At 71.6% G+C, this 25743-nt stretch carries 27 protein-coding genes; 12 read left to right on the top strand and 15 right to left on the bottom strand.

The window, feature by feature from the left end; all coding sequences use genetic code 11:
* Positions 1–23: 23 nt before the first annotated feature.
* Positions 24–1319, bottom strand: coding sequence for a DUF6986 family protein (locus ACZ56U_RS27835; RefSeq protein ID WP_469086702.1), 1296 nt, complete (start codon positions 1317–1319; stop codon positions 24–26).
* A 172-nt stretch (positions 1320–1491) separates the two neighbouring features.
* Here ACZ56U_RS27835 and ACZ56U_RS27830 point away from each other — a divergent pair, with 172 nt between their 5' ends.
* Positions 1492–2385 carry an endonuclease/exonuclease/phosphatase family protein gene (locus ACZ56U_RS27830; RefSeq protein WP_469086701.1) on the top strand — a complete coding sequence of 298 codons (894 nt, stop codon included), beginning with the start codon at positions 1492–1494 and terminating at the stop codon, positions 2383–2385.
* Positions 2386–2448: 63 nt separating this feature from the next.
* Here ACZ56U_RS27830 and ACZ56U_RS27825 read toward each other — a convergent pair whose 3' ends face one another.
* The 4 genes from ACZ56U_RS27825 to ACZ56U_RS27810 all read right to left on the bottom strand — a co-directional run bounded on the left by ACZ56U_RS27825 (position 2449) and on the right by ACZ56U_RS27810 (position 5599).
* Positions 2449–3411 (bottom strand): electron transfer flavoprotein subunit alpha/FixB family protein, encoded by a 963-nt coding sequence (locus ACZ56U_RS27825; RefSeq protein WP_469086700.1) that lies wholly within the window; start codon positions 3409–3411, stop codon positions 2449–2451.
* 55 nt (positions 3412–3466) lie between these two features.
* Positions 3467–4255, bottom strand: a complete 789-nt coding sequence (locus ACZ56U_RS27820; protein WP_469086699.1) for an electron transfer flavoprotein subunit beta/FixA family protein — start codon at positions 4253–4255, stop codon at positions 3467–3469.
* A gap of 212 nt (positions 4256–4467) precedes the next feature.
* A complete protein-coding gene (locus ACZ56U_RS27815; protein ID WP_469086698.1) occupies positions 4468–4977 on the bottom strand; it encodes a flavin reductase family protein in 510 nt (169 codons plus the stop codon).
* Between the two features lie 208 nt (positions 4978–5185).
* Entirely contained in the window at positions 5186–5599 is a 414-nt protein-coding gene (locus ACZ56U_RS27810; protein WP_469086746.1) for a TlpA family protein disulfide reductase, read from the bottom strand.
* Between the two features lie 76 nt (positions 5600–5675).
* Between ACZ56U_RS27810 and ACZ56U_RS27805 the strand changes: the two genes are divergently transcribed.
* The 3 genes from ACZ56U_RS27805 (at position 5676) to ACZ56U_RS27795 (ending at position 8163) form a co-directional block, all read left to right on the top strand.
* Positions 5676–6092, top strand: coding sequence for a DUF4395 domain-containing protein (locus ACZ56U_RS27805; protein ID WP_469086697.1), 417 nt, complete (start codon positions 5676–5678; stop codon positions 6090–6092).
* A gap of 192 nt (positions 6093–6284) precedes the next feature.
* Entirely contained in the window at positions 6285–7013 is a 729-nt protein-coding gene (locus ACZ56U_RS27800) for a lysophospholipid acyltransferase family protein (protein WP_469086696.1), read from the top strand.
* A 127-nt stretch (positions 7014–7140) separates the two neighbouring features.
* The gene (locus ACZ56U_RS27795) at positions 7141–8163 is read left to right on the top strand and encodes a hypothetical protein (protein ID WP_469086695.1); all 1023 of its coding nucleotides are present in this window, start codon (positions 7141–7143) and stop codon (positions 8161–8163) included.
* 56 nt (positions 8164–8219) lie between these two features.
* Here ACZ56U_RS27795 and ACZ56U_RS27790 read toward each other — a convergent pair whose 3' ends face one another.
* The 3 genes from ACZ56U_RS27790 to ACZ56U_RS27780 are packed head-to-tail and all read right to left on the bottom strand — an operon-like array spanning position 8220 to position 10791.
* A complete protein-coding gene (locus tag ACZ56U_RS27790; protein WP_469086694.1) occupies positions 8220–9458 on the bottom strand; it encodes a hypothetical protein in 1239 nt (412 codons plus the stop codon).
* 26 nt (positions 9459–9484) lie between these two features.
* On the bottom strand, positions 9485–10189 hold the full coding sequence (locus ACZ56U_RS27785) for a B3/B4 domain-containing protein (RefSeq protein WP_469086693.1): 705 nt from the start codon (positions 10187–10189) through the stop codon (positions 9485–9487).
* Positions 10190–10197: 8 nt separating this feature from the next.
* Complete coding sequence (locus tag ACZ56U_RS27780) at positions 10198–10791, bottom strand: transglutaminase domain-containing protein (RefSeq protein ID WP_469086692.1); 594 nt, start codon at positions 10789–10791, stop codon at positions 10198–10200.
* Between the two features lie 196 nt (positions 10792–10987).
* Here ACZ56U_RS27780 and ACZ56U_RS27775 point away from each other — a divergent pair, with 196 nt between their 5' ends.
* Positions 10988–12355, top strand: a complete 1368-nt coding sequence (locus ACZ56U_RS27775; RefSeq protein ID WP_469086691.1) for a hypothetical protein — start codon at positions 10988–10990, stop codon at positions 12353–12355.
* Between the two features lie 70 nt (positions 12356–12425).
* Here ACZ56U_RS27775 and ACZ56U_RS27770 read toward each other — a convergent pair whose 3' ends face one another.
* The 3 genes from ACZ56U_RS27770 to ACZ56U_RS27760 are packed head-to-tail and all read right to left on the bottom strand — an operon-like array spanning position 12426 to position 15690.
* Positions 12426–13496 carry a threonine aldolase family protein gene (locus ACZ56U_RS27770; RefSeq protein WP_469086690.1) on the bottom strand — a complete coding sequence of 357 codons (1071 nt, stop codon included), beginning with the start codon at positions 13494–13496 and terminating at the stop codon, positions 12426–12428.
* Positions 13493–14242 carry an SDR family NAD(P)-dependent oxidoreductase gene (locus tag ACZ56U_RS27765; protein WP_469086689.1) on the bottom strand — a complete coding sequence of 250 codons (750 nt, stop codon included), beginning with the start codon at positions 14240–14242 and terminating at the stop codon, positions 13493–13495. Before ACZ56U_RS27765 ends, ACZ56U_RS27770 begins: the two co-directional genes overlap by 4 nt.
* 50 nt (positions 14243–14292) lie before the next feature.
* Positions 14293–15690, bottom strand: a complete 1398-nt coding sequence (locus ACZ56U_RS27760) for a DUF6421 family protein (protein WP_469086688.1) — start codon at positions 15688–15690, stop codon at positions 14293–14295.
* A 382-nt stretch (positions 15691–16072) separates the two neighbouring features.
* Between ACZ56U_RS27760 and ACZ56U_RS27755 the strand changes: the two genes are divergently transcribed.
* Positions 16073–16756, top strand: coding sequence for a glycerophosphodiester phosphodiesterase (locus tag ACZ56U_RS27755; RefSeq protein ID WP_469086687.1), 684 nt, complete (start codon positions 16073–16075; stop codon positions 16754–16756).
* A gap of 15 nt (positions 16757–16771) precedes the next feature.
* Here the strand turns inward: ACZ56U_RS27755 and ACZ56U_RS27750 are convergent, their stop codons facing one another.
* Entirely contained in the window at positions 16772–17302 is a 531-nt protein-coding gene (locus ACZ56U_RS27750) for a GNAT family N-acetyltransferase (RefSeq protein WP_469086686.1), read from the bottom strand.
* A gap of 77 nt (positions 17303–17379) precedes the next feature.
* Here ACZ56U_RS27750 and ACZ56U_RS27745 point away from each other — a divergent pair, with 77 nt between their 5' ends.
* Complete coding sequence (locus ACZ56U_RS27745; protein ID WP_469086685.1) at positions 17380–17772, top strand: VOC family protein; 393 nt, start codon at positions 17380–17382, stop codon at positions 17770–17772.
* A gap of 116 nt (positions 17773–17888) precedes the next feature.
* Here the strand turns inward: ACZ56U_RS27745 and ACZ56U_RS27740 are convergent, their stop codons facing one another.
* Both ACZ56U_RS27740 and ACZ56U_RS27735 read right to left on the bottom strand, forming a co-directional pair.
* Complete coding sequence (locus ACZ56U_RS27740) at positions 17889–18425, bottom strand: MarR family winged helix-turn-helix transcriptional regulator (protein ID WP_469086684.1); 537 nt, start codon at positions 18423–18425, stop codon at positions 17889–17891.
* Positions 18422–20032 carry an FUSC family protein gene (locus ACZ56U_RS27735; protein WP_469086683.1) on the bottom strand — a complete coding sequence of 537 codons (1611 nt, stop codon included), beginning with the start codon at positions 20030–20032 and terminating at the stop codon, positions 18422–18424. The genes ACZ56U_RS27740 and ACZ56U_RS27735 overlap by 4 nt, the downstream gene beginning before the upstream one ends.
* Positions 20033–20208: 176 nt before the next feature.
* Here ACZ56U_RS27735 and ACZ56U_RS27730 point away from each other — a divergent pair, with 176 nt between their 5' ends.
* The 5 genes from ACZ56U_RS27730 to ACZ56U_RS27710 all read left to right on the top strand — a co-directional run bounded on the left by ACZ56U_RS27730 (position 20209) and on the right by ACZ56U_RS27710 (position 24141).
* The gene (locus ACZ56U_RS27730; RefSeq protein WP_469086682.1) at positions 20209–20739 is read left to right on the top strand and encodes a DUF5134 domain-containing protein; all 531 of its coding nucleotides are present in this window, start codon (positions 20209–20211) and stop codon (positions 20737–20739) included.
* Positions 20740–20814: 75 nt separating this feature from the next.
* Positions 20815–21750: a M56 family metallopeptidase gene (locus tag ACZ56U_RS27725; RefSeq protein ID WP_469086681.1), complete on the top strand. Its 936-nt coding sequence runs from the start codon at positions 20815–20817 to the stop codon at positions 21748–21750.
* 52 nt (positions 21751–21802) lie between these two features.
* A complete protein-coding gene (locus tag ACZ56U_RS27720; protein ID WP_469086680.1) occupies positions 21803–22489 on the top strand; it encodes a phosphatase PAP2 family protein in 687 nt (228 codons plus the stop codon).
* 126 nt (positions 22490–22615) lie between these two features.
* On the top strand, positions 22616–23332 hold the full coding sequence (locus tag ACZ56U_RS27715; protein ID WP_469086679.1) for an HAD family hydrolase: 717 nt from the start codon (positions 22616–22618) through the stop codon (positions 23330–23332).
* Between the two features lie 152 nt (positions 23333–23484).
* Complete coding sequence (locus ACZ56U_RS27710) at positions 23485–24141, top strand: TetR/AcrR family transcriptional regulator (protein WP_469086678.1); 657 nt, start codon at positions 23485–23487, stop codon at positions 24139–24141.
* An 83-nt stretch (positions 24142–24224) separates the two neighbouring features.
* Here ACZ56U_RS27710 and ACZ56U_RS27705 read toward each other — a convergent pair whose 3' ends face one another.
* Complete coding sequence (locus ACZ56U_RS27705; protein WP_469086677.1) at positions 24225–25724, bottom strand: LVIVD repeat-containing protein; 1500 nt, start codon at positions 25722–25724, stop codon at positions 24225–24227.
* Positions 25725–25743: the final 19 nt, after the last annotated feature.

The following is a 25743-nucleotide window of genomic DNA, read 5'->3' as shown; positions in this document are numbered from 1 at the left end:
GGCGCCCCCTCGCGAGCCTCGTCCTACTTGCCGGAGATCGTCAGGTCACCGCGGCGCGGCGCCGCGAAGCCCTCCAGGTCGGCGCGGGTCAGACCGCTGAGGCGGGCGACCTCGGCGATGTCGAGGGCGCCGCAGTCCAGACCGCGCAGCAGGTAGCCGCTGAGGGCCTTGGCGGTGGCGGGCTCGTCCATGACGTCGCCGCCGGCGTGGTTGGCGTAACGGGCGAGGCGGCCGGCGGCCTGCTCGAAGCCTTCGCGGTAGAAGGCGAAGACAGCGGCGTACCGGGTCGGGAGGTGGCCGGGGTGCATGTCCCAGCCCTGGTAGTAGGCGCGGGCCAGGGCGCGGCGGGTGAGTCCGTAGTGCAGGCGCCAGGCGTCGTGGACCTTGGCCGTCGGGCCGACCGGCAGGACGTTGGTGGAGCCGTCGCAGACGCGTACCCCGGTACCGGCGGCGGCGACCTGCATGATCGCCTTGGCGTGGTCGGCGGCCGGGTGGTCGCTGGCCTGGTAGGCGGCGGAGACGCCGAGGCAGGCGCTGTAGTCGAAGGTGCCGTAGTGCAGGCCGGTGGCGCGTCCCTCGGCGGCCTGGATCATCCGGGCGACGGTGGCGGTGCCGTCGGTGGCGAGGATGGCCTGGCTGGTCTCGATCTGGATCTCGAAGCCGATCCGGCCGGGCTCCAGACCCCGCGCCTTCTCGAACTCCTCCAGCAGCCGCACCATGCCGGTGACCTGTTCGGGGTAGGTCACCTTCGGCAGTGTCAGGACGAGCCCTTCGGGCAGACCGCCGGCCTCCATCAAGCCGGTGAGGAAGATGTCGAGGGTGCGGATGCCCCGGTCGCGTACCGCCGCCTCCATGCACTTCATGCGGATGCCCATGTACGGGGCGGCCGTGCCGTTCTCGTGGGCCTCGGCGACCAGGCGGGCCGCGCGGGCGGCGTCCTGGTCCTCGTCCGCGCCCTGGTAGCCGTCCTCGAAGTCGACCCGGAGGTCTTCGACGGGTTCGCGCTCCAGCTTGGCGCGGACACGGGAGTACACCGGCTCGGCGAGTTCGTCGGACAGGCCGAGGACGGCGGCGAAGGACGCGGCGTCGGGGGCGTGTGCGTCGAGGGCGGTGAGCGCCTGGTCGCCCCAGGAGCGCAGGGTGTCGGCGGCGAAGGCGTCGCCGGGGACGTAGACGGTGTGGACGGGCTGGCGGGTGCCGGGGTCACCGGGGTAGCGGCGCTCCAACTCGGCGTCGACCGGGGCGAGGGAGGCGCTGATCTCCTCGCTGACGGCTCCCGCGAGGCTCGTCGCCACCTGCTCCTGCTGGCCCTGACCCATGCCACACCCTCCTGTTTTCCGCAGTACGGAATCAACAATCCGTAGAACGAAGTTATCCGTGGACTTCCGGCCGGTCAACACCCGTCCGCCGCATGAGCCACCCCTGTCAGCCCGGACGCCCTCTTTCGCACCCGGGTCCGGACGTTCATCCTGACCCGCGGGAGGGGATGACATGTCGCACACCAACAGAATGACGCGCCGCATGGGTCTGAGAACCGCGGCGGCCGCCGCACTCGCCGTGCCGCTGATGGCCACGCTGCCGGCCTCCGCCGCCAGGTCGGGCAAACGCCGGCTCGACGTCATGACGTTCAACCTGCGCTTCGCGAGTACCTCCGACCCCAACAGCTGGGCCGCCCGCCGCCCGGTGATGCGCGAGCTCCTGCGCCGCGAGGCCCCCACGCTCATCGGCACCCAGGAGGGCCTCTACCGGCAACTGCGCGACATCCACGCCGACCTCGGCCCGCACTACGACTGGATCGGCACCGGCCGCGAGGGCGGCAGCCACGACGAGTCCACGGCGATCTTCTACGACGTCCGCCGGCTGTCCCCCCTCGAACACGACACGTACTGGCTGTCCGACACCCCCAGGGTCATCGGCTCCAACACCTGGGGAGCGGCGCTGCCGCGCATCGTCACCTGGGTCCGGTTTCGCGAACGGGTCCGGGGCGGGCGTGAGTTCCACGTCCTCAACACCCACTTCGACCATGTGAGCCAGTACGCGCGCGAGCGCTCCGCGTCCTTCGTCGCCGAGCGGGTCGCCGAACTCGCCCGCTTTTCACCGGTCGTCGTGACGGGTGACTTCAACGCGGCGGCCGGGGACAACCGGGCCTACGACACCCTGCTCGGCGCCGGGCTCGTCGACACCTGGGACGCGGCGGCCGAGCGCGGTGAGCTCTACGCGACCTTCCACGGCTACAAGCCGCTGACGCCCGGCGGCGAGCGCATCGACTGGATCCTCGCCACGCCCGGCGCCACCGTCCATCGCGCGTCGATCAACACCTTCGCGCGGGCCGGGCAGTTCCCGAGCGACCATCTGCCGGTGCAGGCGTCCTTGACCCTGACATGAGGGAAGGCCCCCGCGAACCGCCAGGAGAGCGGTCGCGGGGGCCTTCGTCACGCCTGGGTGCGATCAGCCCTTGCGGGTGTTGATCTCCTCGGTGAGCTGGGGGACGACGTCGAAGAGGTCGCCGACGACGCCGTAGTCGACGAGGTCGAAGATCGGGGCCTCGGCGTCCTTGTTGATCGCCACGATCGTCTTCGAGGTCTGCATGCCCGCGCGGTGCTGGATCGCGCCGGAGATGCCGGAGGCGATGTACAGCTGCGGCGAGACGGACTTGCCGGTCTGGCCGACCTGGTTGGTGTGCGGGTACCAGCCGGCGTCCACCGCGGCACGCGAGGCACCCACGGCCGCACCGAGGGAGTCGGCGAGGGACTCGATGAGCGCGAAGTTGTCCGCGCCGTTCACCCCGCGCCCGCCGGAGACCACGATCGCGGCCTCGGTGAGCTCCGGGCGGCCGGTCGACTCACGCGGGGTGCGTCCGGTGACCTTGGTACCGGTGGCCAGGGCGCCGAAGGACACCGACAGGGCCTCCACGGTGCCGGCGGCCGGCGCCGGCTCCACGGCGGCGGAGTTGGGCTTGACGGTGATGACCGGGGTGCCCTTGACGACACGGGTCTTGGTGGAGAAGGACGCGGCGAACACCGACTGGGTGGCCACCGGGCCCTCGGCGCCGGCCTCCAGGTCGACGGCGTCGGTGATGACGCCGGAGCCGATGCGCAGCGCGAGGCGGGCGGCGATCTCCTTGCCCTCCGCGGAGGAGGGGACCAGTACGGCGGCCGGCGAGACGGCCTCGTACGCGGCCTGGAGAGCGTCCACCTTCGGGACGACCAGGTAGTCGGCGTACTCGGACGCCTCGTGGGTGAGGACCTTGACGGCGCCGTGCTCGGCGAGCGCGGCGGCGGTGTCGGCGGCACCCGCGCCCAGCGCGACGGCGACCGGCTCACCGATACGGCGGGCCAGCGTCAGCAGCTCCAGCGTGGGCTTGCGGACGGCACCGTCCACGTGGTCGACATAGACGAGAACTTCAGCCATGGGAATGCTCTCCTGCGAATTGCGAGGGCTTAAGGGGCGTTGAGGGGGGTGAGCCTCAGATGAACTTCTGGCTCGCGAGGTACTCGGCGAGCTGCTTGCCGCCCTCGCCCTCGTCCTTGACGATCGTGCCCGCGGTACGCGCCGGACGCTCCGACGCGGAGTCGACCTTGGTGAAGGCGCCCTCCAGACCGACCTCCTCGGCCTCGATGTCGAGGTCGGACAGGTCCCAGGACTCCACCGGCTTCTTCTTCGCGGCCATGATGCCCTTGAAGGACGGGTAACGCGCCTCGCCCGACTGGTCGGTGACCGACACGACCGCCGGCAAGGACGCCTCCAGCTGCTCCGAGGCGGCGTCGCCGTCACGACGGCCCTTGACGGTGCCGTCCTCCACGGAGACCTCGGACAGCAGCGTCACCTGCGGCACGCCCAGCCGCTCGGCGACCAGCGCGGGCAGCACGCCCATGGTGCCGTCGGTGGAGGCCATACCGGAGATCACCAGGTCGTAGCCGGCCTTCTCGATCGCCTTGGCCAGCACCAGCGAGGTACCGATGGCGTCGGTGCCGTGCAGGTCGTCGTCCTCGACATGGATCGCCTTGTCGGCGCCCATCGACAGCGCCTTGCGCAGCGCGTCCTTGGCGTCCTCGGGGCCCACGGTCAGGACCGTGACCTCGACGTCGTCGTCGGAGTTCTCCGAGATCTGCAGCGCCTGCTCGACCGCGTACTCGTCCAGCTCGGAGAGCAGACCGTCCACGTCGTCCCGGTCGACGGTCAGGTCATCGGCGAAGTGCCGGTCGCCGGTGGCGTCGGGCACGTACTTCACGGTGACAACGATCCTCAAGCTCACGCCGGCTCTCCTACTGCTGCGTCGACATTTCCATGCTGCCTGCTTGCAGGCAGCATAGGCGCCCCAAGCGGCCGATCCCGATCGGGGCGACCCGCGCTCCGACCGAAATATTACTCGTCAGTACACCTAGTTCGTTCCCGCTAAGCAAGCGCTTTGAACTGTGACCTTCGCAACGCAGCGTAATCGGAACTCGACGGCTTCGCAGAAGGTACTCAGTCCCGCAGGCCGCCGAACCGGCCCTGGTGGTACAGCAGCGGACGGCCGGGGCCGGCGGGGTCGCCGAGAACCACCTCGGCCAGGACGATGCGGTGGTCACCGGCGGGCACGCGCGCGACGACCCGGCACACCAGCCAGGCCAGGACGTCGTCGAGGACCGGAACGCCCTCGGGGCCCTCGCGCCAGGCGGTGGGCGGGCCGAAGCGGTCGGCGCCGCTGCGGGCGAAGGTGGCGGCCAGCTCCCGCTGGTGCTCGCCGAGTATGTGCACGCCGACATGGTCGGCCTCGGAGATCACCGGCCAGCTGGAGGCGCCGGTTCCGATCCCGAAGGAGAGCATCGGGGGCTCCACCGAGACCGAGGTGAGGGAGGTGGCGGTGAAGCCGACCGGGCCCTGCTCACCACCGGCGGTGATCACGGCGACCCCCGCCGCGTGCCGCCTGAAGACGGAGCGCAGGAGGTCGGCGGAGCCGAGCTGGGGAGTACGGAGGTCCGGGGAGGTCGTCATGGCGGGGTCCTTCGGCAAGGAGGGGCGAGGGTGGCCGTGGCTGCTCAACAACCCGGACAGCGCGCGCTCGCCGTGCGGGCGAGGTCGACATGGACCCGCCCGAAGAGAAGAAGTTCCGAAGGCATACGGTCAGGCTGACGATAGGTGGTGCGCACAGTCAAGTGGGTGCCCGCATATGGGAGATGCCTCACCGTCCGCGCGAGCGGCGTCAAACCGCCTCTCCCAGTGCCGCGATGACGTCCGCCTTGCGCGGCTGTCCGGCGGCGCGGCGCACGACCCGGCCCTCGGCGTCCAGCACGAGCACGGTGGGCGTCTTGAGGATGTCGAGTTCACGGACGAGGTCGAGACGGGCCTCGGCGTCGATCTCGATGTGCGCGACGCCGGGGACGATCCCGACCACCTCACCGAGGACCCGTCGGGTGGCCCGGCAGGGGGCGCAGAAGGCGCTGGAGAACTGGACCAGGGTGGCGCGCTCGCCCAACTCCCCGCCCAACTCGGCCGCGCCCAGCCGCTTGCCGTCGTCCCGTCCGCGCACCCGTACTCTCCCGCTCCGCCGCTTGTGCAGCACTCCATAGGCGCTCGCGACCACGAGCACCACCACGCACACCACGATTCCGGTCATCACCCGGCTCCAGCGTTCACAGGACTGCAAAGATTCCCGGCGCCACGCCGAGACCTGCTTGCGGAATGCTTGCTTCATGGACATCGACGTGCGGGGGCCGCGCTTCGGCGCGGCTGTGACGACCCTGGTACTGGCGGCCGTACTGATCACCGGCAGCGTGTGGCTGCTGGCCTGGCAGACGCTGGCGTTCGCGCTGGGCGCGGCCGGCGGGGTGGGGCGTTCGCCGTACGGCGTGCTGTTCCGCGGGGTCATACGACCTCGGATCGGTCCGCCCACCGCGTTCGAGGCGCCGGAGCCGCCGCGGTTCGCGCAGTCCGTGGGGCTCGCCTTCGCGGTCGTGGGACTTCTCGGTTACGCGCTCGGGCCGCAGTGGCTGGGTCTCGCCGCGACCGGGGCGGCGCTCGCGGCCGCGTTTCTCAACTCCGCCTTCGGGTACTGCCTGGGGTGCGAGATGTACCTCGTCGTACGGCGGGTGGCGGTGCGCGCACGGTAAAGGCGTCGTAAAAGCACGAGGTGGATCAAGCAGCCGACGTGACAAGGATCTCGCCGTTCCCGGGCGCCAGGACTGGCCACCGGTCCGTTCTTGGGGCACGATCTGCGACGTGCCGTAAACCTACGGCGCCGTAACTTTCCCGCCCGGGAACCTTTTTTTCCCAGGGCAGAGAAGGAAGGGTCCACTCCGTCCATGGCAGAGCTTGTCTACCGCCCCGTCGTCGGTCTCGCCCTCACGTTGTTCAAGGCGTGGGACCTCAAGATCGACTGCCAGGGGTCGGAGAACATCCCGCGCTCGGGCGGCGCCGTGCTGGTGAGCAACCACATCAGCTACCTGGACTTCATCTTCGACGGCATGGCGGCGCTCCCGCAGAAGCGTCTTGTTCGCTTCATGGCGAAGGAGTCGGTCTTCCGGCACAAGGTCTCCGGTCCGCTGATGCGCGGGATGAAGCACATCCCCGTGGACCGCAAGCAGGGTGAGACGGCCTACCAGCACGCGCTGGAGTCCCTGCGTTCCGGTGAGATCGTCGGGGTCTTCCCGGAGGCCACCATCTCGCAGTCCTTCACGCTGAAGAGCTTCAAGTCGGGCGCGGCGCGCATGGCGCAGGAGGCGGGCGTCCCGCTGATCCCGATGGCGCTGTGGGGCACCCAGCGGCTGTGGACCAAGGGCCGGCCGCGCAACTTCAAGCGCAGCCACATCCCGGTCACGATCCGGGTCGGCGAGGCGATCGAGGCGCCCAAGGACAAGTACGCGGGCGCCATCACCCGCCAGCTGCGCGACAGTGTCCAGCAGTTGCTGGAGGCCGCCCAGCGCGCCTACCCCGTCCGGCCGAAGGACGCCGACGACACATGGTGGATGCCGGCGCATCTGGGCGGTACGGCGCCGACGCCGGAGGAAGTCCGCGCGTCCGAGGCCCGCTGACCCCGCACCCCCTCCCCCGAGGCACAGCCGGTAGGGTCCCCGCGACAACCGGACGCCGGGTGTACGAGGCCCTGAACACGGGTGTCGGCCGCCCGGCCTTCCGTCGGACGCGCTACGGGGGCTGGGCATGCGGCGTGGGATCAAGGTGGCGGTGACGGCTGCGGTCGTGCTGGGGCTGGGCGGCTGGATCGCCTCGCCGTACATCAACGACTGGTGGCTGCTGCGCACCGCCTGCGACGGCGCGCTGCCGGTCGACGCGGTGCGCGAACTGGGGCGCGACGGCTCGCACTTCAAGGACGCCACGTCCGCCTCCCACGAGGCGCTGGGCGACTACGGCTGCTCCCTCGGCTTCGAGGGCGAGGACCTGCACAGCGACCGGCTCCTGTCGATGGAGGCGTACACCCGGCGGGACGACGTGGACCGGGAGTTGATGACCAACTTCCCCGAGACGGGCTTCGACGACATGGCGCCGATGCCCGACGGACTGCCGGGCTTCATCGACAAGTTCGGCGGTCTCCAGCTGTTGGTGCCCTGCCCGGCCCTGACCGAGGACGACGAAGGCCGACAGCGCAAGCTCCTGGTGCGCACCCGGTTGGGCCGGGACACCCTGTGGGGTACGCCCGCCGCCTACGAGACGGCCGTGGCACTCGCCAACTCCGCGTCCGAGCGCCTGGGGTGCGGCGCGGAGCCACTCGAGGTGCCCGGTGGTGACGCCGCTCCGGTGAATCCGGAGAGGGATCCCAGGACGGTCTCCCTCGACGCCTCCGGTGCCACCGCCTGCGGTTGGGCGGCCGAGACCGGCGTGCTCGAAGCGGGCGAGTGGCGTGTGGCGACACTGATGAACGACGTCGGCCCGGTGGGGCGTTGCGACTTCTCCGCACCCGACGCCGACTCCGGGGAGCTGGAGACCCAGCTGTCGTTCGCCGCCTGGTACGGCGACTGGAGCAGCCGTCTGATCGCCGAGGAGGGGCGCTGGCCCGCCGCCCGTACGGCGACGGCGCGTTGCGACGGCGAAGCGGCCACCTTCGCCCTCAGCGCCGCCAAGGACGCTCCCGGGGTCAGCGAGACCGAGAAGCGGAAGCTGCTCGCGGCGTTCGCCCGGGAACAGGTCCACCGGCGGGGCTGCACGGACCTGAGCATCGGCGGCTGAACCCGCTCAGCTCGCGGGGACCCTGCAGCTCGGCATCCTGGGCGGGCGGGCTCCGCTCAGTCCGACAGCCACAGCGCCCGGACGTACTGCTCGTCGATCAACTGCCGTAGCTCCGCCGCGCGTTCGTCCGGGACGTGCCGTGCCTCGGCCCAGGTGTCCAGCACCGTGATCAACTGGTGCCGCCCGTCCGTCAGGTCCCCGCGCACGGGTCCGGACGCGTCCCGGTCGGCGATGTCCCCGACCGGCGGCCGGCTGCCCAACTGTTCCGTGGCCGCCTGGTAGGCGCCGCGGGTGTGCCGTCGTACGGCTTGGTCGAAGGCCGCGAGGTCGGGGATCTCGCCCTCTCTGGCGTAGCGCGCCCGGTGGGTCATCAGCGCGCCGACCCGGTCGGCGAGGTGGGACAGGTCGATGTCGACCCAGGCGTCGGCCCGCTCGGAGGCGCCGTCCTTCTCCGGCTCGGGGTGGTAGTCGGGGTCGGTACCGGTCCGGGTGAGGCGTTCGAGGTAGTGGGCGAGGTAGGTGCGCTGGGCGTCGTAGAGGATCGCGAACGCCTCGGGGTCCTTGGCCAGTTCGGCTGTCAGGGCTTCCGGGTTCGCGCGCACGGACGAGTAGGGCTGGACGTGCTCGAAGTCGGTGTGCGCCTCGCCGGGGGCGAGGAAGCGTCCGTAAGCGGTCCAGCCGGTGCCGTCCGGTGCGGCGCCCGCCGCGTCGACGGCCGGGGCGTAGGCCCGTGTGTCGGCGCTGAGATGGCGGTTGGCGTCCACGACGTACTCGGCGAGCACCCGCGCCAGGCCGGGCGCCATGCCCGCGGGCACCTCCTTGTCCTCGAAGGCGGCGACGACCGCGTAGGCGGCGCGGGCCTGGGCGAGGGTGTGGGGCTGCCCGGCGCGGGTGGCCCGGGTGCCCGCGTAGGCGATCTGCCCGAGGACCCTGCCGCCGTCGCCGCACGGGTTCTCGTAGGCGAGGAGGTCGCGCACGGCGTCGAACCGGGTGAGTTCGTCGCCGGGGTCGAGGGCGCGGGTGGCGGCCGCCGGGTTCTTGGCGAGGGCCCGGGTCGACGCCGGGACCTGCCGGCACGGCGCGTCGTCCGCGGAGTCCGCGAGGACGACCGGCACCGCCGTGGCCGTCGCGAGCACGGCCAGCGCCACGACCGAGGTGAGCAGCCAGTGCTTCCGCAGCCGGGCGAGCGGCCGTACGGGCCGCTCCTCGTCCACACCGGCGCCCTCGTTCCCGGCGTCCACGCCGGCGCCCTCGTTCCCGCTCGAACTGTCGTCCACTGCTCCCCCGTCACGCATACCGGGAGATTAGCGATCGCGACCGATCAGCCGCGCACCGGGTTCGCCGCGTGCACCTCGACACACGCGCCGGGGCTGAACTTCTCCAGCAGCTCGGCGAGTTCGGCGGCCGCCGACTCGACGTCGGGGACCGGCATCGGGGCGAGGCTCTCCAGCAGGAAGATCCCGGAGACGGTCTCCTCGGTGAGACGGGTGCGCGGGCCCTGGCGCCAGTTCCAGCGGCGGCAGGTCACGCCCCGCTCGTCGCACCACACCACCTCGCCGGCGTCGGGGTGTTCGACGACCTCCTCGCCGCCGGCGACGGTGACGAACTCCTCGTTCCCGGCCGCCCGCACGAGCCGCATCCCGCCCTCGACGCGGTCGATGTCCTCGCCGCCCACCGGGATCAGATGGGCGACACTGATGGCGTTGTAGAGGTCGACGAGCAGGTTGATCCGGGGCAGCCCGCCGTCCGCCAGCGCCCTCTTGGCCAGCGCCTCCGCCGAGTTGCGGGTGCGCGACGGCTTCGACCCGAACGCCGTGTAGACCTCGCGCCACGCGGCCATGTGCGGGTCCTCGTGCGGCGCGCGCCCATCCAGGCGTGCGGCCAGGCGCCGGGACGCGTCGTCGAGGACAGCCGAACTCGCCGCTGTGCTGGGCCCGTTGACAAGGCCGTATGCCTCGATCGCGACGTGCGTGAAACCGGGCGCGAGGGCGCGGACGTCGTCGGAGACGGACAGGGAGAGGGTCATCGGCTGCCTCAGAGAGCGGTGGGGAGCGTCTTCCAGAGGTGCGGCCGGTCGGGGGCCGCCTTGAGGGCGCTCAGCACGGTCGGGTGAGGTTCAGCATACAGGACCGGATAGTCCACCTCATTGGACTGTGGGTCCGGAATCCACGCCAGCCGCTCGCCTTCGAGGGAGAACCGGGCGTCCACCCCCGGTTTGTTGCCGCGGGGGTCCTGCCGGTGCCAGGCACCGTTGAACCGCAGCGCGATCAGGCCGTGCACGACATGCCCGCCCCCGTCATCGGCTGCCAGCCGCTGATAGCAGAGCGCGGTCGGGATGTCCTCGGCCCGCAGCAGCGCGGCCAGCGCATGGGCCTTGGCGTAGCAGATGCCGGTGCCCTGCCCGAGCACGTCGGAGGCCCGCCAGGTGACCCGCAGGTCGCCGGAGTCCTGCGAGTGAGGAATCGTGTCGCGCACGAACTCGAAGGCGGCTCGCGCATAGTCATACGAATCCGCCGCACCCTCGGCGAGCCTGGCAGCGGTTTCGCGCACCACCGGACGGTGATGGTCGATCACCTCATCAGCGGCCAAGTAGGCGGAGAGGTCGGCGGTTTCCTGGATCATCTGCATGACAGGAGAGCGTAGGTGGCACCGCGACCACGAGTCAATCAACTTTCCGAGCAACGTATATCTATGCATCCTCGCCGACGAGATGCTCTGTCGTTCTGAGAACGGCCGAACATCACCGCAACCCGGCGACCGTCTACAACCCCTCCCCCGCCCCACGGGTCTCGACCGCCGACCGAACACCAACAAGGGGGAACTCATGAAGCATCGTCTGCTCGGAGCCGCGGTCGCCGCCGGCTGTGCGCTGGCCGCGGTCGGGGCCGGTCCCGTGCACGCCGCATCCGACGAACTGTGGATCCAAGCGCCGTACGGGACCGTGCTGCCGGCGCCGGACGCGAACGGGAGCGCGCGCGAACGCACACTCGATGTCCAGATCAGTCACGACGACCTCGACAACGCCGTTCCCGCGGGCCGGCTGACCGTGGACGTGAGCGAGATCGCCTCCTTCGCGCAGGTGTCGTGGCCCGCCAACTGCGCACCGGAGTCGGCGACGAGGGCGGTGTGTGACGTCCCGGCGATGCCCGCGGGCACGCAGGACGTCTCGGCCGCCCTGATCGGCCTGCGCGCCCTGCCGGACGCGAGCCTCGACGCCTCCGGGAACGTGCGGTACTCGGCCACCGCCGGGGAACTGTCCGCGTCCGACGCCGAGACCCGGATCACCGTGGGCAACGGGCCGGACCTCGGCCTGAGCCAGGCCCCGTGGCAGCGGGGGCTCACGCCCGGCACGGACCACACGGTCCGGTCGACCGTCACCAACAACGGCAACCGGGCCGTGGAGCGGACGCTGCTGTGGGTCCACGCGTCCTACGGACTGCATTTCAAGGAGCGGCACGCCAACTGCGAGTACCGCGACAACGCCATCGGTACGGGCGCGCTGTGCGTGCTCGACGAGAAGGTGTCTCCCGGGCAGCGCTACGACCTCGTGACCAGGCTCCGTATCGGCCGCCAGGCGCTGTACGACCGGCTCGACCACTCGGTGGTGCCGTACTCGGACGCGGCGCTGGAGGAGGCCCGCGGCGGCCTCGAGTGGACCCGTGGTGAGGGCCCGGAGCTGAACCTGCGGCCGGTGGCCGGGCAGCGGGCGGCGGCCGGGGAGGACGACGTCGATCTGTCCGACAACTACCGGGTCGTCGCCCTCGACGCCAAGAACACCGCCGACTTCAAGGTCACCGGCAGCAGGGTGCGCGGGGCGGCAGGGGACACGGTCACCGCCCGGATGACCGTGTTCAACCGGGGCCCGGCCTGGGTGGCGTCGCTGGGTGCGGGCTCACCGGTCGCCACACTGCGGTTCCAGGCGCCCGCGGGCACCTCGGTCGTCGGACTTCCGGAGAACTGCTGGACCCAGCCGCCGTCCGAGGAGGGCCCGTCGGCGGCGACCTACTACTGCGCGTCGCCGATCCACCTGCACGACAGGGCGTCGTTCACCGTCGACGTCCAGCTGCGGATCGACAAGGTCGTGCGCGGGGCGCGCGCGGTCGTGGAGACGGCCGAGGACACCGAACTTCCCGTGGGGAGGTTCGACCCGAACCTGCGGAACAACGTCTCGTCGATCGTCGTGAACGGCTGACCGGCGCGGAGAACGCCGGGACGGCGACCGGAAGGGCCCGCAGTGCCCGCGGGCCCTTCCGGTCGTCGTACTAGCCGGCCATCTCCTCCTTGAGCGCCGCGACGAACGCGTCCACGTCGTCCTCGGTGGTGTCGAAGGCGCACATCCAGCGCACCACCCCGGCGGCCTCGTCCCAGAAGTAGAACCGGAACCGCTTCTGAAGGCGCACGCTCACGTCGTGCGGCAGCTTGGCGAAGACGCCGTTGGCCTGCACCGGGTAGAGGACCTCCACGCCGTGCACGGCCCGGACGCCCTCGGCGAGCCGCTGGGCCATCTCGTTGGCGTGGCGGGCGTTGCGCAGCCACAGGTCCTTGGCGAGGAGCGCCTCCAACTGCACCGACACGAAGCGCATCTTCGAGGCGAGCTGCATGGACAGCTTGCGCAGGTGCTTCATGTGGCTGACGGCGTCCTGGTTGATGACGACGACGGCCTCACCGAACAGCGCGCCGTTCTTCGTCCCGCCGAGCGAGAGGATGTCGACGCCCACCGTGTTGGTGAACGTCCGCATCGGGACGTCCAGGGATGCGGCCGCGTTGGCTATCCGGGAACCGTCCAGGTGCACCTTCATGCCGTGCGCGTGGGCGTGGTCGCAGATCGCACGGATCTCGTCCGGCGTGTAGAGGGTGCCCAGCTCGGTGCTCTGGGTGATCGAGACGACCTGCGGCATCGCTCGGTGCTCGTCGTCCCAGCCGTACGCCTGCCGGTCGATCAGCTCGGGTGTGAGCTTGCCGTCCGGTGTGGGCACCGTGAGCAGCTTGAGGCCGCCCATGCGCTCGGGGGCGCCGCCCTCGTCGACGTTGATGTGCGCGCTCTCGGCGCAGATCACCGCCCCCCAGCGGTCGGTGACCGCCTGGAGCGCGACGACGTTGGCCCCGGTGCCGTTGAAGACCGGGAAGGCCTCCGCGGTGGCACCGAAGTGGCTGCGGATGATCGCCTGGAGGTTCTCGGTGTAGTCGTCCTCGCCGTAGGCGACCTGGTGCCCGCCGTTGGCCAGGGCCAGGGCTGCGAGCACCTCCGGGTGGGCACCGGCGTAGTTGTCGCTGGCGAAGCCCCGGGTGTCCGGGTCGTGGTGCCGGCGGGCGTCGGTCCTCGGAGGGTTCACGGCTTCTCGGTGAGCCACAGACGGTTTCCGTTCACTTCTGCGGCGGACTTGTCCCAGACGTCGACGATGGCCCCGGCGAGGTCCTTGACGTCCGTGAAGCCCGCGAACTTCGCGTTGGGGCGCTCGGCGCGCATCGCGTCGTGCACCAACGCCTTCACCACCAGGATCGTGGCCGCCGAGGTGAGTTCCTCACCGGCCCCCGCCTTGCGGAAGAAGTCGGCCATCGCGAGCGTCCAGGCCTCGGAGGCCGCCTTGGCGGCGGCGTACGCGGCGTTGCCCGCGGTGGGCTTGGTCGCGCCGGCGGCGCTGATCAGCACGTAGCGGCCGCGGTCGCTGCGCTGGAGGGCCTCGGAGAAGGCGAGCGAGGTGTGCTGCACGGTGCGGATGAGCAGCAGCTCCAGGAAGTCCCAGTCGTCCAGGCTCGTCTTGATGAAGGTCTCGCTGCCGCGCCAGCCGCCGACGAGGTGGACCAGGCCGTCGACCCGGCCGAACTCCTTCTCGATGCCCGCGGCCCAGTCCCGGGTGGACTCCAGGTCGAGCAGGTCCACGGGCTCACCGGTGACGGTGGCGCCACCGCCCGCGTCCCGCGCCGCGGCCACCGCCTCCGCGAGGCGCTCGGGGTCGTTGTCGGCACCGACGACGGTCGCGCCGGCCTCGGCGAGCCGCAGCAGTGTCGCGCGGCCCGCGGGTCCGCCCGCGCCGGCCACCGCGATCACCGCACCGCTGAGAGCTCCGTTCCCCGCCATGTTCTTCGCCTCCTGAGGTTGCCGTGCAGTGTTCTCGGTACCGCGCTCGTTCACGCGGCGACCTGCTCGGCGCTCTCCGCACGGATGCCCTTGGTGCTGGCGATCACGTTCTTGAGCTTCTTGGAGAGGGCCTCATAGAACATGCTCAGCGGAAACTCGTCCGGAAGCACGTCATCGACGAGCTTGCGCGGCGGCTGCGTCAGGTCCAGGGCGTCCGGACCCTTGGCCCACTTGGAGCCGGGGTGCGGGGCGAGGTAGGTGGAGACCAGCTCGTACCCGGCGAACCAGTGGACGAGCTTGGGGCGGTCGATGCCGTCCCGGTAGAGCCGCTCGATGTCGGCGCAGAGCTGGTTGGTGACCTGCGGGGCGCGCTGCCAGTCGATGTGCAGCTTGTTGTCGGTCCAGCGGACGACGTCGTGCTTGTGCAGGTAGGCGAAGAGCAGCTGGCCGCCGAGGCCGTCGTAGTTGCGCACCCGCTCACCGGTGACCGGGAAGCGGAACATGCGGTCGAAGAGGACCGCGAACTGCACGTCACGGGCCTGCGAGACGCCCTCCGCCTCCAGCTTCACGGCCTCCTTGAAGGCGGTGAGGTCGCAGCGCAGCTCCTCCAGGCCGTACATCCAGAACGGCTGGCGCTGCTTGATCATGAAGGGGTCGAACGGCAGGTCGCCGTGGCTGTGGGTGCGGTCGTGGACCATGTCCCACAGCACGAAGGCCTCCTCGCAGCGCTTCTGGTCGTGGACCATGGCGGCGATGTCCTCGGGCAGTTCCAGGCCCAGGATGCCGACCGCGGCGTCGGTGACCCGGCGGAAGCGGGCGGCCTCGCGGTCGCAGAAGATGCCACCCCAGGAGAATCGTTCCGGCGCCTCGCGCACGGCGATGGTCTCGGGAAAGAGGACGGCGGAGTTGGTGTCGTAACCGGCCGTGAAGTCCTCGAACTTGATGCCGCAGAACAGCGGGTTGTCGTAGCGCGTGCGCTCCAGCTCGGCCAGCCAGTCGGGCCAGACCATGCGCAGCACGACCGCCTCGAGGTTGCGGTCGGGGTTGCCGTTCTGGGTGTACATGGGGAAGACGACCAGGTGCTGAAGGCCGTCCGCGCGGCTCGCTGCGGGCTGGAAGGCCAGCAGCGAGTCGAGGAAGTCGGGCACCTCGAAGCCGCCCTCGGCCCAGCGGCGGAGGTCCTTCGCCAGGGCCTCGTGGTAGGCCGCGTCGTGCGGGAGGAGCGGGGACAGCTCCTCCACGGCACCGACGACCTGCCGTACGACGGCCTCGGCCTCGGCGCGCCCGGGGGCACCCTCGGCGGTGAAGTCGATCGACCCGTCCTTGGACTGCCAGGGGCGGATCCGCTCCACGGCATCCTTGAGCACGGGCCATGCCGGGTGCTCCACCACCCTGGTCACGGGAGGAATCTGGCCCTCCGTCGCCGCCTGCACAAGAATTTCCGTCATGTCCCATCCTCCGCTGGAGAACCTCGCGTCAGGACACCGTATGCATAGAGGCTTCCTTCCAGCAAGGGGAGCCTCGGGAAATTATCCTGCCCACCCCCATGGTCACGGAACTTTTTCCTGTCAGATGCCTTGAGGGCCACGCGGATGGGTATACGTGATCCTCTTGGGGCGGCGGAATGGTCAATGCGCGCGCAACTCGCCCACCCCAGGGTGACCGCCCGGAGCCGTGCCGGGCAGGTCCGCCCCCGGCGCCACCCCGATCCCCCGTGTATGCGCGGGTACATCACCGGCCGGGCGCACTAGGCTGCGGATCTGTCCGTGCGAGCCGTCCCCTCCGGTCCGCGCGGAGGCCGAGCCGCCGTCGACGGAAGCGAGTTGAACCTTGAACTTCCTTACCATCGGTCATCGCGGGGTCATGGGTCTCGAACCCGAGAACACTCTCCGCTCCTTCGTCGCCGCCGAGCAGGCCGGCCTAGACGTCATCGAACTCGACCTGCACCTCAGCAAGGACGGCGCCCTCGTCGTCATGCACGACACCGACGTGGACCGCACGACCGACGGGTCCGGACCGATCGCCGAGCAGACCCTGGAGGAGCTGCGCGCGCTGGACGCGGGCCACGGGGAACGCGTCCCCGTCTTCGAGGAGGTCCTGGACGCGGTTCGCACCCCGCTCCAGGCCGAGATCAAGGACCTCCAGGCCGCGCGGGCACTCGCCGAGGTCATGCACCGGCGGGACCTGGTGGGCCGCGTCGAGGTGTCCTCGTTCCACGACGAGGCCATCGCCGAGATCTCCCGCCTGGTGCCGGGCGTACGGACCGCCCTGATCGGCAGCCGCTACGGCACCGACATCGTGGACCGCGCGGTCGAGGCCGGCGCCGCGACGGTGTGCCTGAACATCCGCCGGATCACGCTGGAGGTCGTCGAGCACGCCCGCAAGGCGGACCTGCGGATCATCGGCTGGGTCGTGAACACCCAGGACCACCTGCGGATCGTACGGGCCCTCCAGCTGGACGGCGCGACCACGGACTACCCGGAGATCAAGCGCACCGCCCGCTTCACCGCCTGACGCTCCGCATGAACGTCACACCAGCGGCTTGACCAGCAGCTCGAACCGCAGGTCGTCCCGCTGCGGGATGCCGAAACGCTCGTCGCCGTACGGGAACGGGGTCATCCGGCCCGTACGGCGGTAGCCGCGCCGCTCGTACCAGGCGATGAGGTCCTCGCGCACGGATATCACCGTCATGTGCATCTCCGTGGCGCCCCACTCCTCGCGCACCACGCGCTCGGCCTCGGCGATGATCACCTTGCCGAGGCCGCCGCCCTGGAGCTTCGGGCTGACCGCGAACATCCCGAAGTAGGCGTGGGAACCCCGGTGTTCGAGCTGGCAGCAGGCGACGACCTCGCCGTCGCGCTCGACGGTGAGCAGCCGGCTGTCGGGCGACTTGATCACCTCCAGGACACCGTCGGGGTCGGTCCGCCGCCCCTGGAGGATGTCCGCCTCGGTGGTCCACCCCGCCCGGCTGGAGTCCCCGCGGTACGCCGACTCGATCAGGGCGACCAGGGTGTCCACGTCGGCGTCGGTCGCGTCACGGAAGGTGAGGCCAGCGGTCATGGGGCGTTCTCTCCGCTCTCGGGCACGGCACGGGCACGGGCACGGACGAGCGTAACGCTCCCACTAGGCTCCGCCGCATGGTGCATGTACTGAGCGGCCGGACCCTCCTCCACCCCACCGACCCCGAGCGTTCCCGGACCTTCTACGGCGAGCAGCTGGGCCTCGCCGTCTACCGCGAGTTCGGCACGGGACCCGAGCGCGGCACCGTCTACTTCCTCGGCGGCGGCTTCCTGGAGCTCTCGGGGCGCTCCGAGACACCCGCCTCCCCGGCCGTACGGCTGTGGATGCAGGTCGAGGACGTGGCCGCCGCGCACGAGGAGCTGGTGGCCAAGGGGGTCGCGATCGTGCGGCCGCCGGTGAAGGAGCCGTGGGGCCTGATCGAGATGTGGCTCGCCGATCCGGACGGCACGCCGATCATGCTGGTGGAGGTGCCGGCCGACCACCCGATCCGCTACCGGCCCGGGATCTGAGCGTCCCCGGCGCCGGCCGGTGCGGGTCGGTTCGCGGCCGAGGTGATCCGGTCGATCGCGGTCCGGCCCATGGCCTCCCTCGGCGAGCTGCTCCACGAACCCGGGACCGCTGCTGTTCAGGTGCGGAGCGCGCCGAGCCGTCCCTCCAGCCGGGTCAGCAACTCACCGAGCAGCGAGGCGAGTTCGCCTTGCCGTCCCTCGTCCATGACGGACAGTACGGCGGTCTCGTACTCCAGTTGCTCGGGCAGGATGCCGTCGACGAGGTCGCGCCCGGCGTCCGTGAGGCGGAGGTGGGCCACCCGGCGGTCGCGGCTGTCGGCGCGGCGCTCGACCAGGCCACGCTCGGTGAGCTGTTTGACGCGCTTGGTCACGGCGGCACCCGAGGAGAAGGTCTCGCGGGCCAGCTCGCCGGGGGTGAGTTCATGGCCGGTGCGGCGCAGCGCGCCCAGCAGGTCGAACTCGGGGCGGCTCAGGCCCGCCCGGCGCAGCGGGGCGTCCTCGGCCTGCTGGAGGAGGGCCGCGCAGCGGTTGACACGGCCGATGATCTCCATGGGTGCGGTGTCCAGGCCGGGATGCACGGCCCGCCACTGCCGGACGACCGCCGCGACGGTGTCCGCCCCCGGGCCGCTTCCCCCGCTGCTCTGCGCCGTCATGGCCGTACGTCCTCCGTCGTCGCGCTGGTCCGGTGTCGGGTCGTCGCGGCGAGCGTACGGTGTCCCGCCTGCTCGGCGAGTACGACCCGCTCCTGAGGCAGGGCCCGCTGCCACCACTCGCCGGACGCGGCGTCCACGGCGCTGCGCAGCTCGACGAGCGCGGCGGCCAGGGTGCGGCGCGCCGACTCCAGGGCCGCCGGGGCGGGGCACGGCTCCGCGAGGAGGCGGGCGACGCCTTCGCGGGCGCGGTCGACGACGGACAGGGCGTGTTCGACCCGGTCGACCGCGCGCCGATCGGTGACGACGAGCGCGGCGACGAAGCCGACCAGGGCGCCTACGAGGGTGTCCGCGACCCGCTCGGCCATCAGCCTGCCGGGTTCCTGGAAGCCGGCGAACTCGGTGATGAGCAGCGCCATCGGGGTCACGCAGACGCTGCCGAGCCAGTAGTTGCGGCTGATCAGCGCCTCGGCACCGAAGTTGAAGGCGAGGCAGGTGAGGACGAGGGCGGCGGGACCGAGATGCGCGAGCGGGACGACGGCGGCGAAGAGCAGGACCCCGGCGAGATTGCCGATCACGCGCTGGACGCCGCGGCTCCAGGTGAGGGTGAGGTTGGCCTGGTAGAGGGAGGCGGCGGTGACCAGGGCCCAGTAGGGGCGGCCCACGCCGAGGGCGAGGGAGGCGTACCCGGCGAGGCCGCAGCCGAGCGCGGTGCGCAGCGCGAGCGGGGCGAGGGCGCCGAGCCTGCGCCGGGCGGACGTGCTGCCGAGGTCGAGTTCGGCGTCGAGGCCCAGCAGCTCGCCGCGGTCCTCGGTGCGCGGGACCGGCCCGTTGCCGCGTAGGTCGCGCGCCCAGGTCCGCAGGCGCTGCGGGTCCGTGTCGGCGGGGGCGGCCAGGGCGACCTCGGCGCGTACGAGAAGGCGGTCGAGGGCACGGCGGGGTGCGGTGCGGGCGCCGGCGGAGAGCAGCGCCTGCCAGGCGGCCTGGACGGCGGCGGCCGCGGCGGCCCTGGTGTGGGGGTCTTCGGGGTGCTCGGCGTGGGCGGCGGCGGTGCGCAGGGCGTGGGCCGTCGCCCGGCGTTCCGGGCCGTGCGGGCGGATCAGGCCGGGCGCCATGCCGACCAGCCAGGCCCAGACGCCCGCCGCGACGGCGAGGGCGAGGTGACCGGGGACCTGGGTGAGGGCCTGCGGGGCGAAGAGGGCGGCGGAGCTGATGAAGGTGAAGATCACGTTGCCGGGCGGGCCGATGCGGGTCGCGTCGCACAGCGCCTTCTGCGCCGCGGCCAGGAGGGCGCCGACGGTGACAAGGGCGACGGCACTGGTGGTGAGCGAGGCGGCGACGAGAGCGACGCCGAGTCCGGTGACCATGCCGAGCACCACCCAGGCCAGGGCGCGGGCCCTGGCGGCGTACGGGCGGCTGTGGGCGTACAGCGCGCACAGGGACCCCGCCATCGTGTACATCGCCAGGTCGAGGCGGCCCAGGGCCAGCAGGGTCAGGTTGGGTGGGGCGACCGCGACGACCACGCTCAGGGCGGGCTTGAACCAGATGTCCGAGGGCCGGCCGACGCGCAGGACGCCGGCGAGGGGAAGGCGTGGGGTGGCGGTGCTCATATGAAAGACCTTAACAGGTGTTTTACTCGTAAACGACTTTGGAAGCGGCGAGGGGCCGTCCCCGCTGACCTGCCGTGCTCCGTCGAATGCTCCCCGTGTACACCCTTGCGCCCGTATGCGCGCCACGGGGGTTGGGCATCGCATCCCTGACCGACCGTCGAGCGGGGGAGGCGCGTGTGCACGGACCGGCTTCGCCCGGCTGGCTGCTGGTGGCGCTGTGCGCGGCGACCGGGGCGTACTGCCTGCTGCGGATGCGCAGCGAGGTCGAGGAGCAGCGCCGCGCGGCGGGCGGCGAGGCACTCATGGGTTTCGGCATGGCCGCGATGGCCGTACCCGCGGCCGTCTTCACTCCCCCGTCGTGGGCCTGGTCGGCCTACGTCGTCGTGTTCGGCGCGGCCGCCATGCGGGCCCTGTGGGCGGCGCGGACCGGCCCCCACCATCTGCATCACCTGGTGGGGGCCTCGGCGATGGTCTACATGGCGGTCGTGATGGCCGCCTCGCCGGGGCATCACGCGGGTTCCGGGATCCCCCTCCTGACCGGGGTGCTGCTGCTCTACTTCGTGGGCTACGTCCTGCTGTCCGGCGTCCGCCTGGTGCCCGCGACCGCCGGGGGCGCCGCGCTCGGCTGGGGTGACCGGCCGGAGCTGGCCCGGGCCTGCCGGCTGTCGATGGGAATCGCGATGGTGGCGATGCTGGCGACGCTGTGAACTCCCGCGTGTCCTGCGTCACTTTGCCGTGACCGGCCGTACCCTCGCGCGGTACGCCCCTCATAGGCTGCCCCCATGATGGTCCCCGCGGCACTGCTGCTGCTCGGCGCGCTGACCGCCGTCGTCGCCCCACGGCTGCTCGCCCGGGTCGACTGGGCGGACCGGGAACCGGTGGTCGCGCTGTGGGTCTGGCAGTGCGCGGTGGCCGCCGTACTCCTGTGCTGCGCGCTGTCGATGACGCTCAGCGCCGCGGCGGCCTGGCAGGCGGTGCGCGGCCATGTCTTCGCGCCCGCCCCGTCCGCGGTCGTGGAGGCGTACGCGCTCGGCGCGGGCGGCACCTGGGCGGCGACGACCGCGGTGACACTGGCGCTCGGCGGGGCGTGGACCGCGGCGATGCTGGTCCGTGAGGTCGTACGCGCGCAGGCGCGGCGCCGGCTGCGCCGGGCCGAACTCCTGGTGCGGGCCCCGCTGTTGCCCGGCGAGGAGAAGGGTGCCGGTCCTCTGGTGGTCCTGGAGGGCGGACGCCCCGACGCCTGGTGGCTGCCCGGGTCGGCGCCCCGACTTGTCATCACCACGGCCGCGTTGCGCCGCCTGGAGGGGCGGCAACTGGACGCCCTGCTGGCCCATGAGGAAGGGCACGCGCAGGCCCGGCACGACTGGCTGCTGCACTGCTCCGGCGCGCTGGCGGGCGGCTTCCCGCAGGTCCCGGTGTTCGCCGCGTTCCGTGCCGAGATGCACCGGCTCGTCGAGCTGGCCGCGGACGACATGGCCTCCCGGCGCTTCGGGCGGCTGACGACCGCGCTGGCGCTCGTGGAACTGAACGAGGACCGGGGCGTGTTCGGTCCCTGCCCGACCCCTCAGGCCCAGGTGCCGCAGCGGGTGAGCCGGCTGCTCACTCCCCCGGACCGGCTCACGGCCGCGCGGCGGCTCGGTCTGACGGCGACGGCGGCGCTGGTGCCGGTGGTCCCGGTGCTGGTGACGTTCGTCCCCGCGCTGCGGGCACTCGGCTGACGATCCGCGGCGGGATTGGCCTCCGGCCCCGTCGGTCGGCGAGGATCGCAGTATGCACTCGCCGCCCGTCGACGCCCCGTCCCGCCCGAAGGACCAGCGCACCGCCCTGCGCTCGGCCGGTGTCCTGACCGCGTGCTCCGCGGTGCTGCTCACCCTGGTCGCGATCCGGTGGCGGCCCCTGTTGAGCTTCGACGACGACATCGCGTCCACCACGCACCGCTGGGCGGTGGACGAGTCCGGTGTCACCCACGCCTTCCGGATCCTCACGGACTGGGTGTGGGACCCGTGGACCATGCGGCTGCTGTGCGCGGCGGTCGCGGTGTGGCTGATCTGGCGGCGAGCGGCCCGGTGGACGGCCCTGTGGCTGGGGATGACGTGTCTGCTGAGCGCCCTGGTCCAGCAGGGCCTCAAGGCCGCCGTCGACCGCCCCCGCCCGGTCTGGCCGGACCCCGTCGACTCGGCGCACTACGCGGCCTACCCCTCCGGACACGCCATGACGGCCATGGTCGTCTGCGGCCTGCTGCTGTGGCTCCTGCACCACCACGGCGCCGGCCGCCCCCTCTTCCGTACGGCCCTGGCCGTGTCGGTGCTCTCCGTCGTGGGCGTCGGCCTGACCCGCGTCTGGCTGGGCGTCCACTGGGCCTCGGACGTGGTCGGCGGGTGGCTGCTGGGGGCCTTGGTGGTGGCCGTGGCGGTACTCGTACACGCGCGACGGCCCACGCCCCCCGACGACGAGTGAGGCTCATGCCCGCCGGACACGGGTGAGACGGTTCCGGCACCGTCGCGGCGGCTGGAGGCGATCGATGTCGGCCATCCGGGCGGCGATCTGCCACGGAAGGGGAACGCCGACTCGTAGGATCTCCCCATGATCGCCGTGCTGTTCGACTTCTCCGGGACCCTGTTCCGCATCGAGTCCACCGAGTCCTGGCTGCGCGGAGCCCTCGCCGCCGACGGGATCGCGCTCCCCGAGGCCGAGATCGTGCGGACGGCGGAGGCGCTGGAGGCGGCGGGGGCGCTGCCGGGCGGCACCCACCCGGTGCGGGTGCCGCAGGAGTTGATCGGGCTGTGGGCGCGGCGGGACGAGAGTGCCGAGCTGCACCGGGCCACCTACACCGGGCTCTCCCGGCAGGTGCCGCTGCCCGACCCCCTGCTGCACGACCGGCTCTACGACCGCCACCGCTCCCCCGCCGCCTGGCGGCCCTATCCCGACGCCGCCGAGGTGTTGCGCGGGCTGCGCGAGCGCGGGATCGGTGTGGGCGTGGTGAGCAACATCGGCTGGGACCTGCGCCCGGTGTTCCGGGAGCACGGCCTCGACGCGTACGTGGACACGTACGTGCTGTCGTACGAGCACGGTGTGCAGAAGCCGGACCCGAAGCTGTTCGCCACGGCCTGCGAGGCGCTCGGGGCAGGCCCGCACGAGACGCTGATGGTCGGCGACGACCGCCGGGCGGACGGTGGCGCGGCCGTGGTGGGCTGCGGGGTGCACTTCGTGGACCATCTGCCGGTGACCGAGCGGCCCAAGGGGCTGCTGCCGGTGCTGGATCTGGTCGACGGGGCCCGGGAGGAGACCTCGGATCAGTAGCCTCAGGCCACCAGTAGGGCGGAAGAACCGCCCGCCTCGGGCGATCCCCCGCGTCGCCCGAGGCAGACGGCAGCCCTGACCGGCCGTTTCAGCGGCCGGACCGGACGTCCTGAGTATAGTTGGTTGGCAACCAGTCAACGCAGGAGTACAGCATGTCCCCGCGCAGCGCCTCGGTCAATGAAGAGTTGCGCCGCCGTTCCCGGGAACGGCTGCTGCAGGCGGCGGTCGAGCTGGTCTCCGAGCACGGCTACGAGGCGACGACGCTCGGCGCCATAGCGGACCGGGCGGGCTCGGCGCGCGGGCTGACGTCGTACTACTTCCCCGGGAAGCGCCAGCTGGTGCAGTCCGCCGTGCACCGGCTGATGCACCGCACGCTGGAGGAGGCGCTGGAGCGCGAGCCGCGCACCGAGGACGGCAGGGAGCGGATGGCGCGGGCCATCGACGCGATCCTGGGCCTGGCCCGCGACCGGCCCGTGCTGATGCGCCAGCACATGGCCGGACTGCTTCAGGCCGAGGGCTTCCTGCCCTGCCCGGAACAGCGCCGCCTGGCCGAACTGCTGCGGGACACCGTCGCCCGCCACGGCTCGCGGGACGCCGACGCCGACTACCCGATGCTGCGCGCCCTGCTCATGGGCTCGGTCTACGCGGCCCTCGTACCCGGCGTCCCGATGCCGATCCCGGTGCTGCGCGCCGAGCTGTTCGCCCGGTACCGGCTGGACTGGGAGCTGGGCGTCCCGCCGGACACCGACGAGGGGTCCGGCGGGACGCCCGAGACCGATCTGTCACGCTTCTTCGCGACCGGCGACTGAGCGACCGGCTGCGAAGCGATCGGCGGCGGATCGACCAGTGGCTGAGCGATCCGCGGTGATGCGACCTGCGGTTGAGCGAGCGGTCAGCCGAAGTACTCCGGCTGCGTCTGGACGTTGAGCTCGCCCAGCCGCACCCGCTTGGCCGGATCGGTGCGCCGATCCGAGATCTTCAGGACGTCGAAGCCCTTGGCGATGTCGTTGGCGTAGATGTAGCCGTTGTAGTAGTACGCCGACCAGGGACCGGCCGTGGTGAGCTCCTCGGTGTCGACCGGGCCGCGCTCGAAGTAGCCGATCTCCTTCGGACGCGAGGAGTTGGTGAAGTCCCAGACGGAGACGCCGCCTTGGTACCAGGCCTGGACCATGATGTCGCGGCCCTTGACCGGGATCAGCGAGCCGTTGTGGGCCACGCAGACCTCGACGTCCGCCTGGTGGCGGGGGATCTTGAAGTAGCTGCGGAACACCAGCTTGCGCTTGTCGCCCTTGCCGGCGATGTCGTAGATGCCGTCGGCGCCGCGGTTCGGGCCGACCTCCGCATTGCAGGTGGCCGCGCCGCCGCCGCCCAACTCGTCGGTGAAGACGACCTTGTTCGCACGCTGGTTGAACGTCGCCGAGTGCCAGAAGGCGAAGTTGACGTTGTCCTGCACCCGGTCGATGACCTTGGGGTTCGCGGGGTCCTTGATGGAGAACAGGATGCCGTCACCCATGCAGGCGCCCGCCGCGAGGTCCTTGGAGGGCAGCACCGTGATGTCGTGGCAGCCGGTGGTCTTCGACACGCCGGGGTTGGTGGGGCCGCCGGGGTTGCCCCCACCGTCCGGGCCCTCGCCCGGGAACAGCACCGGGAAGCTCACGACCGCCGCGTTCTGCGGGGCGCCGCGCGGTACCTTGATGACGGAGATACCGTCGTGCGGCGGCTGGCAGTCGGGGTAGGCGGCGTTCGGCGAGTACGAGGAGACGTAGACGTAGACGTCCTTGCGCTCGGGCACCAGCGTGTGGGTGTGCGAGCCGCACGCGGTCTCGACGGCGGCGACGTACTTCGGGTTGGTCTTGTCGCTGATGTCGAAGACCTTGATGCCCTCCCAGGAGGACTTCTCCGTCGCGGGCTGGGTGGTGCTGTTGCAACTGTTGTCGCTGCGCGAGGAGTCGGTGGACAGGAACAGCAGGTTGCCGGAGACCGAGATGTCGTTCTGGGAGCCGGGGCACAGGACCTGCGAGACGGTCCGGGGCGCCTTCGGGTTGCTGATGTCGTAGACGACGAAGCCGTCGAAGTTGCCGGAGAAGGCGTAGCGGCCCTGGAAGGCCAGGTCGGAGTTGAGACTGGCAAGCGCCTTGGGCGAGTTGGCGACGTGCTCGACGTTGGCGGAGTGGACGATCTCGTCCTGGCCCGGTATCTCACCGTCGGCTATCGCGGCCCGCACCTGGGCCTCGGTGCTCTTGGACACCTCCTGGCCCGTGACCGGGGCATCCCCGGGGTCGGGGGTCGCCGCCGCCGGTGCCGCCGTCAGCAGCGCCGCGACCAGTCCGGTGGTGGCCGCGGCAACTCCGAGACGTCGGTGGCGTCTTCGGGGAATGTTCAACAGGATCACTGCTTCCTCCCTAGTTCCG

This window comes from Streptomyces sp. NPDC034103 (assembly GCF_055575395.1).
This window is presented reverse-complemented; position numbering and strand designations above follow the sequence as displayed.

Excerpts from the sequence above, each read along its gene's own strand:
- ACZ56U_RS27835 (WP_469086702.1), bottom strand. The coding sequence starts at position 1,319 with ATGGGTCAGGGCCAGCAGGAGCAGGTGGCGACGAGCCTCGCGGGAGCC.
- ACZ56U_RS27830 (WP_469086701.1), top strand. The coding sequence starts at position 1,492 with ATGTCGCACACCAACAGAATGACGCGCCGCATGGGTCTGAGAACCGCG.
- ACZ56U_RS27825 (WP_469086700.1), bottom strand. The coding sequence starts at position 3,411 with ATGGCTGAAGTTCTCGTCTATGTCGACCACGTGGACGGTGCCGTCCGC.
- ACZ56U_RS27815 (WP_469086698.1), bottom strand. The coding sequence starts at position 4,977 with ATGACGACCTCCCCGGACCTCCGTACTCCCCAGCTCGGCTCCGCCGAC.
- ACZ56U_RS27810 (WP_469086746.1), bottom strand. The coding sequence starts at position 5,599 with ATGACCGGAATCGTGGTGTGCGTGGTGGTGCTCGTGGTCGCGAGCGCC.
- ACZ56U_RS27805 (WP_469086697.1), top strand. The coding sequence starts at position 5,676 with ATGGACATCGACGTGCGGGGGCCGCGCTTCGGCGCGGCTGTGACGACC.
- ACZ56U_RS27800 (WP_469086696.1), top strand. The coding sequence starts at position 6,285 with ATGGCAGAGCTTGTCTACCGCCCCGTCGTCGGTCTCGCCCTCACGTTG.
- ACZ56U_RS27795 (WP_469086695.1), top strand. The coding sequence starts at position 7,141 with ATGCGGCGTGGGATCAAGGTGGCGGTGACGGCTGCGGTCGTGCTGGGG.
- ACZ56U_RS27790 (WP_469086694.1), bottom strand. The coding sequence starts at position 9,458 with ATGCGTGACGGGGGAGCAGTGGACGACAGTTCGAGCGGGAACGAGGGC.
- ACZ56U_RS27785 (WP_469086693.1), bottom strand. The coding sequence starts at position 10,189 with ATGACCCTCTCCCTGTCCGTCTCCGACGACGTCCGCGCCCTCGCGCCC.
- ACZ56U_RS27780 (WP_469086692.1), bottom strand. The coding sequence starts at position 10,791 with ATGCAGATGATCCAGGAAACCGCCGACCTCTCCGCCTACTTGGCCGCT.
- ACZ56U_RS27775 (WP_469086691.1), top strand. The coding sequence starts at position 10,988 with ATGAAGCATCGTCTGCTCGGAGCCGCGGTCGCCGCCGGCTGTGCGCTG.
- ACZ56U_RS27765 (WP_469086689.1), bottom strand. The coding sequence starts at position 14,242 with ATGGCGGGGAACGGAGCTCTCAGCGGTGCGGTGATCGCGGTGGCCGGC.
- ACZ56U_RS27760 (WP_469086688.1), bottom strand. The coding sequence starts at position 15,690 with ATGACGGAAATTCTTGTGCAGGCGGCGACGGAGGGCCAGATTCCTCCC.
- ACZ56U_RS27750 (WP_469086686.1), bottom strand. The coding sequence starts at position 17,302 with ATGACCGCTGGCCTCACCTTCCGTGACGCGACCGACGCCGACGTGGAC.
- ACZ56U_RS27745 (WP_469086685.1), top strand. The coding sequence starts at position 17,380 with ATGGTGCATGTACTGAGCGGCCGGACCCTCCTCCACCCCACCGACCCC.
- ACZ56U_RS27740 (WP_469086684.1), bottom strand. The coding sequence starts at position 18,425 with ATGACGGCGCAGAGCAGCGGGGGAAGCGGCCCGGGGGCGGACACCGTC.
- ACZ56U_RS27735 (WP_469086683.1), bottom strand. The coding sequence starts at position 20,032 with ATGAGCACCGCCACCCCACGCCTTCCCCTCGCCGGCGTCCTGCGCGTC.
- ACZ56U_RS27725 (WP_469086681.1), top strand. The coding sequence starts at position 20,815 with ATGATGGTCCCCGCGGCACTGCTGCTGCTCGGCGCGCTGACCGCCGTC.
- ACZ56U_RS27720 (WP_469086680.1), top strand. The coding sequence starts at position 21,803 with ATGCACTCGCCGCCCGTCGACGCCCCGTCCCGCCCGAAGGACCAGCGC.
- ACZ56U_RS27715 (WP_469086679.1), top strand. The coding sequence starts at position 22,616 with ATGATCGCCGTGCTGTTCGACTTCTCCGGGACCCTGTTCCGCATCGAG.
- ACZ56U_RS27710 (WP_469086678.1), top strand. The coding sequence starts at position 23,485 with ATGTCCCCGCGCAGCGCCTCGGTCAATGAAGAGTTGCGCCGCCGTTCC.